This window comes from Loktanella fryxellensis (genome assembly GCF_900110065.1).
Lineage (GTDB): Bacteria > Pseudomonadota > Alphaproteobacteria > Rhodobacterales > Rhodobacteraceae > Loktanella > Loktanella fryxellensis.
In genome coordinates this window covers 1-12,371 of record NZ_FOCI01000010.1, presented here as the reverse complement: position 1 = coordinate 12,371, position 12,371 = coordinate 1, and the positions used below count along the sequence as shown (strand labels likewise).

The 12,371-nt window shown below is 66.0% G+C and carries 14 protein-coding genes and 1 tRNA gene; 8 read left to right on the top strand and 7 right to left on the bottom strand.

What is annotated here, in order from left to right; translation table 11 throughout:
* Positions 1–40 precede the first annotated feature (40 nt).
* The 5 genes from BMX16_RS09175 (at position 41) to BMX16_RS09155 (ending at position 3,945) form a co-directional block, all read left to right on the top strand.
* Complete coding sequence (locus tag BMX16_RS09175) at positions 41–1,084, top strand: DMT family transporter (RefSeq protein ID WP_089902121.1); 1,044 nt, start codon at positions 41–43, stop codon at positions 1,082–1,084.
* 56 nt (positions 1,085–1,140) lie between these two features.
* Positions 1,141–1,217, top strand: a tRNA-Pro gene (locus tag BMX16_RS09170).
* Between the two features lie 67 nt (positions 1,218–1,284).
* Positions 1,285–1,743: a GNAT family N-acetyltransferase gene (locus BMX16_RS09165; protein ID WP_177174619.1), complete on the top strand. Its 459-nt coding sequence runs from the start codon at positions 1,285–1,287 to the stop codon at positions 1,741–1,743.
* Positions 1,744–1,837: 94 nt separating this feature from the next.
* Positions 1,838–3,205, top strand: a complete 1,368-nt coding sequence (locus tag BMX16_RS09160) for a hypothetical protein (protein ID WP_218139858.1) — start codon at positions 1,838–1,840, stop codon at positions 3,203–3,205.
* Positions 3,206–3,294: 89 nt separating this feature from the next.
* Positions 3,295–3,945, top strand: coding sequence for a hypothetical protein (locus BMX16_RS09155; protein WP_089902112.1), 651 nt, complete (start codon positions 3,295–3,297; stop codon positions 3,943–3,945).
* Between the two features lie 3 nt (positions 3,946–3,948).
* Here the strand turns inward: BMX16_RS09155 and BMX16_RS09150 are convergent, their stop codons facing one another.
* The 7 genes from BMX16_RS09150 to pyk all read right to left on the bottom strand — a co-directional run bounded on the left by BMX16_RS09150 (position 3,949) and on the right by pyk (position 9,330).
* The gene (locus tag BMX16_RS09150; protein ID WP_089902108.1) at positions 3,949–4,398 is read right to left on the bottom strand and encodes an ASCH domain-containing protein; all 450 of its coding nucleotides are present in this window, start codon (positions 4,396–4,398) and stop codon (positions 3,949–3,951) included.
* A complete protein-coding gene (pheS, locus tag BMX16_RS09145; RefSeq protein WP_089902105.1) occupies positions 4,395–5,468 on the bottom strand; it encodes a phenylalanine--tRNA ligase subunit alpha in 1,074 nt (357 codons plus the stop codon). Before pheS ends, BMX16_RS09150 begins: the two co-directional genes overlap by 4 nt.
* A gap of 96 nt (positions 5,469–5,564) precedes the next feature.
* Positions 5,565–6,620 (bottom strand): Hint domain-containing protein, encoded by a 1,056-nt coding sequence (locus tag BMX16_RS09140; RefSeq protein ID WP_089902102.1) that lies wholly within the window; start codon positions 6,618–6,620, stop codon positions 5,565–5,567.
* 320 nt (positions 6,621–6,940) lie between these two features.
* Entirely contained in the window at positions 6,941–7,303 is a 363-nt protein-coding gene (gene rplT, locus BMX16_RS09135; RefSeq protein WP_089902100.1) for a 50S ribosomal protein L20, read from the bottom strand.
* 12 nt (positions 7,304–7,315) lie between these two features.
* Complete coding sequence (gene rpmI, locus BMX16_RS09130; protein ID WP_089902097.1) at positions 7,316–7,516, bottom strand: 50S ribosomal protein L35; 201 nt, start codon at positions 7,514–7,516, stop codon at positions 7,316–7,318.
* 110 nt (positions 7,517–7,626) lie between these two features.
* Entirely contained in the window at positions 7,627–7,851 is a 225-nt protein-coding gene (locus BMX16_RS09125; protein ID WP_089902093.1) for a hypothetical protein, read from the bottom strand.
* Between the two features lie 33 nt (positions 7,852–7,884).
* The gene (pyk, locus tag BMX16_RS09120; protein ID WP_089902090.1) at positions 7,885–9,330 is read right to left on the bottom strand and encodes a pyruvate kinase; all 1,446 of its coding nucleotides are present in this window, start codon (positions 9,328–9,330) and stop codon (positions 7,885–7,887) included.
* Between the two features lie 129 nt (positions 9,331–9,459).
* On the opposite strand from pyk, the gene BMX16_RS09115 reads away from it, so the two are divergent.
* The 3 genes from BMX16_RS09115 to araD all read left to right on the top strand — a co-directional run bounded on the left by BMX16_RS09115 (position 9,460) and on the right by araD (position 12,339).
* The gene (locus BMX16_RS09115) at positions 9,460–10,197 is read left to right on the top strand and encodes an N-formylglutamate amidohydrolase (RefSeq protein WP_089902088.1); all 738 of its coding nucleotides are present in this window, start codon (positions 9,460–9,462) and stop codon (positions 10,195–10,197) included.
* 12 nt (positions 10,198–10,209) lie between these two features.
* Positions 10,210–10,500 (top strand): DUF1244 domain-containing protein, encoded by a 291-nt coding sequence (locus BMX16_RS09110; RefSeq protein WP_089902085.1) that lies wholly within the window; start codon positions 10,210–10,212, stop codon positions 10,498–10,500.
* A gap of 96 nt (positions 10,501–10,596) precedes the next feature.
* On the top strand, positions 10,597–12,339 hold the full coding sequence (gene araD / locus BMX16_RS09105; RefSeq protein WP_089898362.1) for an L-arabinonate dehydratase: 1,743 nt from the start codon (positions 10,597–10,599) through the stop codon (positions 12,337–12,339).
* Positions 12,340–12,371: the final 32 nt, after the last annotated feature.

Sequence of the window (12,371 nt, the reverse complement as noted above, 5' to 3'; positions counted from 1 at the left end):
AGGGGCCACGCCAGAGGCACCGGAGCCGAGAGGAACACCCATGTCATCCAACGCCCGTGGCGCATTGCTGGCCCTGCTGGCCTTCGGCGTGTTCGCCACCCATGACGTGTTCATCAAGGTGCTGGGCAGCAGCTATTCGCCCATCCAGATCGTGTTCTTTTCCGTCCTGCTGTCGTTCCCGCTGGCGACCCTGTCGCTGATGCGCGACGCGACCCCCGGCACGCTGAAGCCGCGCCACCCGTGGTGGATGCTGACGCGCACCGTGGCGGCGGTCATCACCGGGTTCACCGCCTTCTACGCCTTCAGCGTGCTGCCGCTGGCGCAGGTCTATGCGATCCTGTTCGCGTCGCCGTTGCTCATCACCCTGCTTGCGGTGCCGATCCTGGGGGAAAAGATCCACCTGCGCCGGGGTCTGGCCGTGCTGGTCGGCCTTGCAGGCGTCATGATCGTGTTGCGCCCCGGCAGCACGCAACTGGAACTGGGGCACGCTGCAGCCCTGGCCGCAGCCGTCGGCGGTTCGCTGACTTCGATCATCGTGCGCAAGATCGGGGCCGAGGAGCGGCCGATGGTCCTGATGCTTTATCCCATGGTCGGCAACTTTCTGGTGATGGGCGCGCTGCTTGGCACGGTCTATCAGCCGATGCCGCTGGCCCATCTGGGGATGCTTGCGGTCATCTCGGCCTTCGCATTCGTCGCGGGACTGGTCATCATCGCGGCCTACAAGGCCGGTGAAGCGGTCATCGTCGCCCCCATGCAATACAGTCAGATCCTGTGGGCGACGGCCTACGGCATGCTGTTCTTCGACGAGACGCCGGATGGGGCCACCGTGCTGGGTGCCGCGGTCATCATCGCATCGGGCCTGTACATCGTGTTGCGCGAAAGCCGGTCCACGACCAGCGGCACGCCCGTCCTGCGCACCCGGTCGCGGTTCGAAACGGGCACGTCCCTGCGCCCCCGCCCCGCCGAACTGGACGCGGCCGTGGCGCAAGAGCAGACCCGGATGCAGCGCCTCACGACGACACGTCCGCAGATGCGCGGCCTGCCCGGACGCGGGGCACCGCTGCGGCGGCCGGATGCGGATTGACGGCCCTGCGTACCCCCTTGTCAAACGCGGACCGTGGGGTTACGAGGCAGCACGGTCGGGCTGTAGCGCAGCCTGGTAGCGCACCTGCTTCGGGAGCAGGGGGTCGGAGGTTCGAATCCTCTCAGCCCGACCAAGAGATCAGCAGGATGGACGCCGCAGCGCGGGCGTCATCCGCAAGCGGTCTGAACGACATGACGGACATGACCCACAAGGCGATCAGGCCAGCGACGGCTTTGGATCTGCCGCAGCTCGAAAACTGCGCTGCGCGCGCCTTTAGCCCCTACATCCCGCTGATCGGCCGTAAACCTGCGCCGATGACGGCCGATATCGCCGCGCAGATCGCGGCGGGCGAGGTTTTCGTCGCGACGGATGCGGACGACGCGGTGCTGGGCTATATTGTCTTTCGCACCGCCAGCCTCCGGATGGATCTGGACACCGTCGCCGTCCGGCCCGACGCCGCCGGTCGTGGGCTGGGTCGCCGTCTGATTGCATTCTGTGAAGATGCCGCACGCCTGAAGGGTCTGGATTCAGTGCACCTCCATACCAACGCGGCCATGGCAGCGAACGTATCGCTCTATTCCCGGCTCGGCTATATGGCGGTCGCGCGGCGTCATGAAGATGGCTTCGACCGGGTCTATTTCACCAAGGATCTGAACTGATCCCCGCGACATCGCCCGCTGCGTTGACAATGCCCCGCTTGCGGACAAACAAGGCAGGATGATCTCCCCCACTCCCTCTGACGGTTTCGCCCGCGTGGGTATTCTGCCCGCGGGCGTCGTCGCACTGATGGTGCTGTCGGAATGGACGGGCGCTGCACCCTTCGGCATCGCTGCGGCCTGGCTTGCGACGTTCGCCGTGGCCGCACTGGCGGTGCGGGTGCGCGCGGCGCGGTTGGCCTTTGTCGCCATCGGGCTTGCGCTGGTGATCTGGGCGGCGGCCACGCGCGGCGACTGGGCCGACGTCACGCTGATTGCGATGCAGCGCGGCGCACTGGTCATGGCGCTGTTCACCGCGATGGCCGCGATGCGGACTGCGGCAATGACGGCTCCCGGCATCTTGGCCTGCGGGCGGTTCCTCGCGCGTCAACGGCCCGGCCTGCGCTATACCGCGCTGACGCTGGGTGGGCACCTGTTCGGGCTGATCCTGATCTATGGTGCCATCTCGCTCCTTGGCACGCTGGCCACCGAAAGCAACGCGCAGGAACCCGACGCCGACATCCGCAGGCAGCGCACCCGGCGCATGATGATCGCGATCCAGCGCGGGTTCGCATCGACCCTGTGCTGGTCGCCGCTAGGATTTTCCATGATCATCGGCCTGTCCGTGGTCGAAGGGTCGAGCTGGGTCGCAGCCGCCCTGCCCGGCATCGCTGCGGCGCTGGCGATGCTGGTGGTGGGGTGGGCGCTGGATTCCCTCTACAAGACACGGGTGATCCAGCCGCCTCGCCGTCCGACGGAAAGCTGGCTGGTGCGCCTGCGCCCGCTGCTGCTGCTGTTGGCGCTGGTCATGGCCAGCGTGGGGGTCGTGCATCTGGCGGGCGGCGTCACGGTCATCGGGTCGGTCATGGCACTGGTGCCGCTGATCGCGCTGATTTGGGTGGCCCGGCAGGACCCGCCGACTGGCCTGACGCGTGCGGCCCATGTCCGCAGCCGCGTCCACGGCTTCGTCACCCGCGACCTGACAGGTTACCGGGAGGAGTTGGTGCTGCTATTCATGGCGGGGTTCATCGGCAGTCTGGGCGCGGTGCTGCTGGTGCCGCTGGCGCAGGCGCAGGGTCTGGATTTCGCGGGCGTGCCGCCCTGGGTGATCCTGACGGCGCTGATCTGGGCGATCCCGCTGACCGGGCAACTCGGGATGAACCCGATCCTCGCGGTGTCGCTGCTCGTGCCGCTGCTGCCGACGCCCGCCGCGATGGGCATCCCGCCCACCGCCATGGTCATCGCCATCACCAGCGGCTGGGCGTTGAGCGGGGCCACATCGCCCTATACCGCGTCGGTGCTGCTGGCGGCGAAACTGGGCGGCGTGTCGCCGCTGCGCGCGGGACTGGGATGGAACGGGATCTATGTGCTGGCAGCGGGCGGTGTGCTGACCCTGTGGGTGCTGGCGCTGCTGCACTTCGATTAGCGGATGACAGCCGATGCCTCGCACTCCGTCATCGCCTAACGCCACGACTACGCGTAGGAGGTGGCAACCCTTTGCCGTTGGATGGCCCCATGATGACCCGCCTGCCCTTGACGATCGCCCTGACCTTGCTGACAAACGCAGCACAGGCACAGGACCGCAGCTTTGCCCTGACGCTGGGCGACCGGCAGATCGGCACGCTCGCCTTTGCCGGGTCGGGTGCGAACGCAAGCCTGCTGTCCACGCTGGACAACACCCCGCTGGGCGTGGCCGACGGCACGTTTCAGGCGGCAGCGACCGCCAGCGGCGACACGGTCGGCTATCAGGGGGCCAACCGGGGATCCAAGACCCGCGACATCGCCTATGCGCGAACAGGCGGCACCGTGACCACCGTGACGGTGATGCCTGCGGACGACATGACCGACCTGTCGGTGGCCACCGCAGTGCCGGCTGGCACCCTTACCCCGCCAGAGGTGTTCGGCCAGCTTGCGAACGGGACGACCTGCCCCAATCCCATGGCGCTCTATGACGGACGCCGCGTGGCGCAGATTGCGACGACCGCGATGGCCGATGCGGGCGGCACCGTGACCTGCGACATTTCCTATCGCGTGGTGCTTGGAAAAGGGCACCTGTCGCCCTTCAACTTCAAGTCTCTGGCGATGCAGGCGGAATACCGGGGCGGCGCGTTCGCCCGCCTGACGGTCAGCGCGGGCGGGTTCGACGTGAACATCCTCGCGCAGTAGCGACTAGAGGCTTCTGCCATCCAGATCCTCGACCAGCTCGAAGAACTCGAACACCAGCGGCATGTCGTGCGACCAGCCGCCGTTGCGCTTGAAGAACGCTTCCTTCGAGGTCTGCCAGCCCTGCAGCGTGTAGGTGCTGCTTTCGGCCTCGGCCATCTCTTCGGTCACGTCGCAGAAGCGGATGTGTTCCACCCGCACCGTGCGCACGACAAGGGCGGGCGAGCCGCCCCAGTTGGCCGCGATGTCGCAGCGCCCGACCACGGGCATGGCGTCAGGATCGTCCTTCAACTCGCGGTAAGGGGCGCAGTTGGCGGATTTAAGTCCCTTGCGCACCAGTTCGATCTGCGCCTGACACTCCGCCTTGGTCGTGCCAAAGCGAAAGGTGCCAGCACCCGGATACAGGTCGTTGAGGTCCACGATCGCGTCGTAGTCGTCGTCCTTTGGATCGCTCATCGGCTGAGGCCCGCATGCAGCGTCGGCACGTCCAGTGCGGCAAAGCCGTAGTGGCGCAGCCAGCGCAGGTCGCTGTCGAAGAAGGCGCGCAGGTCGGGGATGCCGTATTTCAGCATCGCGATGCGGTCGATGCCCATGCCGAAGGCGAACCCCTGCCACTGGGTCGGGTCGATCCTTGCGGCCTGCAGCACCTTTGGGTGGACCATGCCGGAGCCGAGGATTTCCAGCCAGTCGTCGCCTTCACCGACCTTCAGCGTGCCGCCTTCCCAGGAACAGCGGATATCGACCTCGGCCGACGGCTCGGTGAACGGAAAGTGCGAGGCGCGGAAGCGGATGTCGACGGTATCGACCTCGAAATAGCTCTTCACGAACTCTTCCAGCACCCATTTCAGGTTCGCCATGCTGATCGCCTTGTCGATGGCGAGGCCTTCGATCTGGTGGAACATCGGCGTATGGGTCTGATCGTAGTCGGCGCGATAGACGCGGCCCGGACAGATCACGCGGATCGGTGCACCCTGCGCCTCCATGCTGCGGATCTGCACGGGGCTGGTGTGGGTGCGCAGCACGGCGGGCGGGCGGTCGTCGCCAGCGGCCCGCGCCATGTAGAAGGTGTCCATCTCGGCCCGCGCCGGGTGGTGGCCGGGGATGTTCAGGGCGTCGAAGTTGTACCAGTCGCTTTCGACCTGCGGTCCTTCGGCGACGCTGAACCCCATGTCGGCAAAGATCGCGCTGACCTCTTCCGTCACCTGGCTGATCGGGTGGATGGTGCCCTGACGGCGGGTGCGCCCCGGCAGGGTCACGTCCAGCCATTCGCTACGCAACCGCTCGTCCAGTGCCGCGTCGCCAAGCGCCGTCTTCTTGGCGATCAGCGCCGAGTTGATCTCGTCCTTCAGCGCGTTCAGGGCGGGGCCCGCCGTCTGACGCTCTTCCGGCGACATGCGGCCGAGCTCGCGCATCTGCGCGCTGATCTCGCCCTTCTTGCCAAGGGCCTGCACGCGCAGATCCTCCAGCGTCGCCTCGTCGGAGGCACCGGAAATCAGGCCCAGGTATTTCGACTTCAGATCGTCCATCGCGGTCCCCTCGTGGTCGCGACGGTGCTAGCGCCTGACGCCCTTGGGCGCAAGCGGGGGGTGCCGGCGGGACCGCCCATCACCCCCCGCCCGGCTTCAGTCGAAGGCCGGCGTCAAGGCGGGCCGGGACCCGGCCGCGGGCGCGATGGTGCGCCGTCTGGATCGCGCGACCATGCGGGCCAGCAGATCAGCCTCATAGGTCTTGAGGGTCGGCAGCGCCGTGACGTGCCGCCGATCCCCGGCCAGCTTGTCGAACTGCGGAAAGACCAGCCGCAGCTCGTCCTGCAACGCCGGACGCAGGCCGTCGCGCAGCATATCGCCCAGAAACAGGCTTTCTGCCGGTATCCCGTTCGCGCGCAAGGTAACGTGGTTGGCGCACATGATGTGGTGATAGGTCACCTCGGTCATGTCCGTGGCCAGTTCCGCCAGCTTGCCGATCAGCGCGACGGCCGGAACGAAGCACGGCCCGATGCCGAAGAGCATTTCGGTCAGCGGATGCGCGATGCAGATGCGGTGCTGCTGCGAGACGACCAGATCGTCCGCCGCCGTATGGTCCGGCAACAGAGAGGCCCTGATCCGCACCGGCACCAGCTTGCGATAGTTGTCTTCGCACAGCGTGTGCAGATTGATGTGCCGGCTGCCGGTCCACACCACGTCGTGCGATGCACCTGACGTGTCGATGACCGCATCGCCCGGCTGCACATCCTCGACCCGGATATTGCCGCGCCGGGTCAGGATTCGCGTGCCGCCCGCGAAACACGGCACGAGTCCCGGCAGCGTCAGCGTGCGGTCCGGATCGATTTCGATCGACAGGGTGACGGTCGACAGGGGCGGCAAGCCTTCCGGCAGATAGAAATAAATCTGGTCCCCCGCCTGAAAGATGGTGATGTCGCGCGGAAACAGTCTGATCCCGAGCGCACCGACCAGCGACACGGTGCCTGACCCGATATAGGTCACCGCTTCCGGGGGGTCGGTATCGTTAAGCCGAAACGTCGCCGTGCCGTCGGGTCCGAGGATGCCGTCGTCGTCGGTGATTGTAGCACCCGTCGACGGCCTGATCCCGTTCAGCACACTCTGGTTGATCAACCCCCCGAGGTTCAACGACGCAAACGTTCCATCATAGGGACGCACCGACAGCTCATAGTTTGCCATAACCAGCTCCTGTTTAAATGCGACCCAATACACGGGCGCATTTTCAGTCTGCTACACAGGCGAGCCGACGAGTCTACAGACAACTTTGACGCGCATTGCCGCGGACTTGCCGCCGGAGTTGAAAACATCGCAATACAAGTGGGTTAGTTACTGTTTCCGGTTTGGAAAAAGTATGGAAACCCGCTCGTTTCCCATCCTAGGTGTCAATTCTCCACTTGATCTTCCGCACACCTCATAAATCTGGATGAAAAGTTTCGAATCACCCATGAAAAAAGCCGCCCCTTTCGGAGCGGCTCTTTCAGTGCTGCGATGCATCAGGTTCAGGCCGGCAGGGCGGCCTTCGCCTTGTTCACGATCGCCGCGAATGCGTCGGGCTCGTGCACGGCCAGATCGGCCAGAACCTTGCGGTCCACCTCGATCCCGGCCAGCGCCAGACCGTTGATGAAACGGGAATAGGTCATCGCCTCGTCGACGGAACGCACACCGGCGTTGATCCGCTGGATCCACAGGCTGCGGAAGTTCCGGCGACGGACGTGCCGGTCGCGGGTCGCATACTGGTTGGCCTTGTCGACGGCCTGCTTGGCAACCTTGAACGTCTTGGAGCGACGGTCGAAGTAACCTTTTGCGGCATCAAGAACCTTCTTGTGCCGACGGTGAGTGACGGTACCACCTTTAACGCGCATGTCGTATTCTCCTTAACGAGCGTAGGGCATCATCGGCTTGATGATCTTCTCATCAGCCTTTGACAGCAAAGTCGTGCCACGCGCATCGCGGATGAACTTGGTCGTACGCTTGATCATGCCGTGCCGCTTGCCGGCCTGGCCTGCCTTGATCCGGCCGGAGGCCGTCATGGAGAACCGCTTTTTGCAGCTCGATTTCGTCTTCATCTTCGGCATTTCCGTCTCCTCTGGGGTAGCGGTAAACGCGCGACTCGGCATGCCATCTCGGCCGGACGCGCGGGGGTTGAGCGCGCCGTATAGGCGCAGCCCGTGGGAAAGACAAGCGGTCAGCGGATGTAGGTCGCGATGACCCGCAGGACCGCATCGGGAATGCCCTCGACCGTATAGGTCATGGGACGTTCCCGCACCGCATAGCCGATCATCAGCGCGGCGATGACCACCGTCAGCGCAGGCGCGCGCGGGACGCGACCATCCATGAAGGCACTGATGATCGCGGGCACCGCCAGCACCGCGATGAAGACGCCCACGACAAAGATCAGATCCGTATCCATGTGGGCGCCTCGCCATCGGTGATGAGGGTCAGACTACTCCGACGCGGCGGCGTGGATCAATCGTTCCGAACAGGGGGCGACGCGCAGGATGTTGGTGGACCCCGGCGTGTTGAACGGCACGCCGGCGGTCACGACGATCAGATCATCCTCGCCGGCCATGCCCTGCGCCTTTGCGGCACGCACGGCCCCGATCACCGCATCCTTGAACCGGTCCACCGGCCCGGTCATCACGCAGTTCGTTCCCCAGGTCAGCGACAGGCGGCGGGCGGTATCAACCTCGTTCGTCAGGGCGAGGATCGGCACGCGGGGCCGTTCGCGCGACACCAGCAGGGCCGTCCTGCCACGCTGGGAAAAGCAGACGATGGCCTTGATGTTGGCCGTCTCGGCGATTTCGCGGGCGGCGGCCACGATGCCGTCGGCGACGGATTCGCGCACGACCTTGCGGCTGCTTTCGATGATCTCGGTATAGGTGGGGTCCGATTCGACCTCCACCGCGACGTTGTCCATGGTCTGGACCGCCTCGATCGGGAACGACCCTGCGGCGGATTCGGCGGACAACATGATGGCGTCCGCGCCCTCGTAGATCGCGGTCGCCACGTCGGACACTTCCGCACGGGTCGGCATGGGCGAGGTGATCATCGATTCCAGCATCTGGGTCGCCACGATCACCGGCTTGGCCGCGGCGCGGCATTTGCGCACCAGCCGCTTCTGGATCGGGGGCACGTTCTGCACCGGCAGTTCGACGCCCAGATCGCCGCGCGCGACCATGATGCCGTCGCTGACCGCGAGGATCTCATCGAATACCTTGACGGCATTCGGTTTCTCGATCTTGGACAGGATCGCGGCGCGGCCACGGCACAGATCGCGCGCCTCTTCCACGTCGGCGGCGCGCTGGACGAAGGACAGCGCCAGCCAGTCCACGCCCAGCTCGCACACGAATTCCAGATCCTTGCGGTCCTTGTCAGACAGCGCCGCCAGCGGCAGCACCACGTCTGGCACGTTCACGCCCTTGCGGTTGGAAATCGTGCCACCCACCAACACGTCGCAGTTGGCGAAGTCCGCACCACAATCCTTGACGCGCAGCTTGATCTTGCCGTCGTTCACCAGCAGGTGCGCGCCGGGCTCCAGCGCGTCGAAGATCTCTTTGTGCGGCAGGGTCACGCGGGTCACGTCGCCCGGCACATCCGCCAGATCGAGGCGGAAGGACGCGCCCACGACCAATTCCTCCTCGCCGTTGGCGAACACACCGACTCGCAGCTTCGGGCCCTGCAGGTCGGCGAGGATGCCGATGGGGCTGCCGAGGTCCTCTTCCACCTGACGGATCATATGGTGGCGCACGCGGATCTCGTCGTGGCTGCCGTGGGACATGTTGAGGCGGAACACATCCGCGCCTGCCTCGTGCAGCTTGCGGATCATCTCGTAGCTGTTCGACGCCGGGCCAAGGGTTGCGACGATCTTGACGTTGCGGTTGCGTTTCATCGGAAAAGGGTCCCTGTTTCAGCTTTGGACACGCGATGTTAGCGGTAACGTCGCCGTCGCAGCCTTATTGCGCAATTCACTTCGCGTCACAACATGCCTAAATGCGGTGACGACAGAATGACGGATCGCATGCCAGAAAACGCCTATCAAATCATCGACACACCGCGCCCGTCACGCTGGCTGATCACCTGCGATCACGCGACCAACATCGTGCCGGACTGGGTGAACGGCGGCGATCTGGGCCTGCCTGCGGCAGAGATGCAGCGCCACATCGCCCATGACATCGGGGCAGAGGGCGTGGCACTCGGGCTGGGTGCGGCGCTGGGCGCCACCGTCGTCGCCTCGCGCTTCTCGCGGCTGGTGATCGATCCGAATCGCGGCGAACAGGACCCGACGCTGCTGATGAAGCTCTATGACGGCACGGTCATTCCCGCCAATGCCCGCGCCGATGCCGCCGACCTGACACGGCGACTGGACCGCCTGCACCGGCCCTATCACGACGCGGTGGCCCGGATGGCGGCGCGGCGCGACGATACGGCGATCTGCGCCGTCCACAGCTTTACCCCGCAACTGCGGGGACGCGCCCCCCGTCCGTGGGACGTGGCGGTCCTCTATGCCGCCGACGACCGCTTGGCGCGACCCTTCATTGCGCTGGCGCGGGCGCAGGGGTGGACGACCGGCGACAACCAGCCCTATTCTGGGCACCTGCCCGGCGACAGCATCGACCGTCATGCCCTGCAGCACGGTCGCCCCAACCTGCTGATCGAGGTGCGGCAGGATCTGATCGCGGACGCGGCAGGACAGGCGCTGTGGGCCGCGCGGCTGGCCCCGCTGCTGGCGCAGGTGCTGGCCGACAGCGCCCTTTGAAGGAGTGACACGATGGACGACGCGACACGCACGGAACTCGAGGCGGCGGCCTTTCGCAGGTTGCAGCAGCACCTGATGCAGGACAGGGCGGATGTGCAGAACATCGACCTGATGAACTTGGCCGGTTTCTGCCGCAACTGCCTGTCCCGCTGGTATCAGGAAGCCGCCGAGGCGCGCGGCATCCCGATGACAAAAGCGGAAGGGCGCGAAGCGTTCTACGGCATGGCCTTCGACGATTGGGTGTCGCAGCATCAGACCGAGGCGACACCAGCGGCACAGGCCGCCTTCAAGGACAGTCACTGAGGGGCGCGTCGACCGCTTGCTCCTGTCTGGCCCTCTGGCCATAGATCGCACGTCGCGGGGCCCCTGCCTGTCGCCGTCCATCCGAGGAGGATCACCATGCCGTTCACCCCAGCTGTTTGGCCCCGTGTTTTGCGGTCTCAGGAGTGGTATGGCGGCACGAGCCGCGACAACATCTATCACCGGGGGTGGCTGAAGAATCAGGGCTATCCGGACGATCTGTTCGACGGGCGCCCCGTCATCGGCATCCTGAACACCTGGTCCGACCTGACGCCCTGCAACGGGCACCTGCGCGAGCTTGCGGAAAAGGTGAAGGCCGGCGTGTGGGAGGCGGGCGGTTTCCCCGTCGAGGTGCCGGTGTTCAGCGCCTCCGAAAACACGTTCCGCCCCACCGCGATGATGTACCGCAACCTTGCCGCCATGGCGGTCGAGGAGGTGATGCGCGCCCAGCCCATCGACGGTGCCGTGCTGCTGGTCGGCTGCGACAAGACCACACCCAGCCTGATGATGGGGGCCGCCTCGACCGACATCCCGTCCATCGTCGTCACCGGCGGGCCGATGCTGAACGGCTGGTTCAAGGGCGAGCGCATGGGGTCTGGCACGGCGCTGTGGCAGATGAGCGAGGACATCAAGGCGGGCAAGATGGACAAGGCCGAGTTCCTCGCCGCCGAACAGGCGATGAGCCGGTCGTCGGGCACCTGCAACACGATGGGCACCGCCAGCACCATGGCCAGCATGGCCGAGGCGCTGGGCATGGCGCTGTCCGGCAACGCCGCGATCCCGGGCGTCGACAGCCGCCGCCGGGTCATGGCGCAGATGACAGGTCGTCGCATCGTGCAGATGGTCAAGGACGACCTGAAGCCGTCCGACATCATGACCAAACAGGCGTTCGAGAACGCGATCCGCTGCAACGGCGCCATCGGCGGGTCCACGAACGCGGTCATCCACCTGCTGGCGCTGGCGGGCCGGGTCGGCGTCGATCTGACGCTGGACGACTGGGACCGCTGCGGGCGCGACGTGCCGACGATCGTCAACCTGATGCCGTCGGGCAAGTACCTGATGGAGGAGTTCTTCTACGCCGGCGGCCTGCCCGTGGTGCTGAAACGCCTGTCCGACGCGGGCCTGCTGCACGACGATGCGCTGACCGTGTCGGGGACCACCATCGGCGCGGAGGTCGCGGGCGCGCAGAACTGGAACGACGACGTGATCCTGCCGGTGGAACGCGCGCTGGCAGCCTCCGGCGGCATCGCCGTGCTGCGCGGCAATCTGGCACCCAACGGCGCGGTGCTCAAACCCTCCGCCGCCAGTCCGCACCTGATGACGCACCGCGGCCGCGCCGTCGTGTTCGAGGACATCGACGACTACAAGGCGCGGATCGAGGACGAGGACCTCGACATCGACGAGACCTGCGTGATGGTGCTGAAGAACTGCGGCCCCAAGGGCTATCCGGGGATGAGCGAGGTCGGCAACATGGGCCTGCCGCCCAAGGTGCTGCGCCGCGGGATCACCGACATGGTCCGCATCAGCGACGCGCGCATGTCCGGCACCGCCTATGGCACCGTCGTGCTGCATACCGCGCCGGAGGCGGCGGCGGGCGGACCGCTGGCCGTGGTGCGCACCGGCGACATGATCGAACTCGACGTGGCCGCCCGGCGCATCCATCTGGACATCAGTGACGCCGAACTGGCCGCCCGTCTGGCCGCATGGCAGCCGGCGGCACCGATGTTCGCCAGCGGCTATTCCAAGCTCTTCGTGGACATGGTCGAGGGGGCCGATACCGGGGCCGACTTCGGCATCCTCAAGGGCTGCCGTGGACGCGAGGTGCCCCGTGACAGTCATTAAAGAGGCAGGCATGAGGGGCGCAGGCGCGGGCG

What these genes read in the sequence shown, in the direction of transcription:
- BMX16_RS09165 (WP_177174619.1), top strand. Translation starts at nt 1,285, where the DNA reads ATGACCCACAAGGCGATCAGGCCAGCGACGGCTTTGGATCTGCCGCAG.
- BMX16_RS09115 (WP_089902088.1), top strand. Translation starts at nt 9,460, where the DNA reads ATGCCAGAAAACGCCTATCAAATCATCGACACACCGCGCCCGTCACGC.
- pyk (WP_089902090.1), bottom strand. Translation starts at nt 9,330, where the DNA reads ATGAAACGCAACCGCAACGTCAAGATCGTCGCAACCCTTGGCCCGGCG.
- BMX16_RS09140 (WP_089902102.1), bottom strand. Translation starts at nt 6,620, where the DNA reads ATGGCAAACTATGAGCTGTCGGTGCGTCCCTATGATGGAACGTTTGCG.
- BMX16_RS09110 (WP_089902085.1), top strand. Translation starts at nt 10,210, where the DNA reads ATGGACGACGCGACACGCACGGAACTCGAGGCGGCGGCCTTTCGCAGG.
- BMX16_RS09125 (WP_089902093.1), bottom strand. Translation starts at nt 7,851, where the DNA reads ATGGATACGGATCTGATCTTTGTCGTGGGCGTCTTCATCGCGGTGCTG.
- rpmI (WP_089902097.1), bottom strand. Translation starts at nt 7,516, where the DNA reads ATGCCGAAGATGAAGACGAAATCGAGCTGCAAAAAGCGGTTCTCCATG.
- rplT (WP_089902100.1), bottom strand. Translation starts at nt 7,303, where the DNA reads ATGCGCGTTAAAGGTGGTACCGTCACTCACCGTCGGCACAAGAAGGTT.
- pheS (WP_089902105.1), bottom strand. Translation starts at nt 5,468, where the DNA reads ATGGACGATCTGAAGTCGAAATACCTGGGCCTGATTTCCGGTGCCTCC.
- BMX16_RS09155 (WP_089902112.1), top strand. Translation starts at nt 3,295, where the DNA reads ATGATGACCCGCCTGCCCTTGACGATCGCCCTGACCTTGCTGACAAAC.
- araD (WP_089898362.1), top strand. Translation starts at nt 10,597, where the DNA reads ATGCCGTTCACCCCAGCTGTTTGGCCCCGTGTTTTGCGGTCTCAGGAG.
- BMX16_RS09175 (WP_089902121.1), top strand. Translation starts at nt 41, where the DNA reads ATGTCATCCAACGCCCGTGGCGCATTGCTGGCCCTGCTGGCCTTCGGC.
- BMX16_RS09150 (WP_089902108.1), bottom strand. Translation starts at nt 4,398, where the DNA reads ATGAGCGATCCAAAGGACGACGACTACGACGCGATCGTGGACCTCAAC.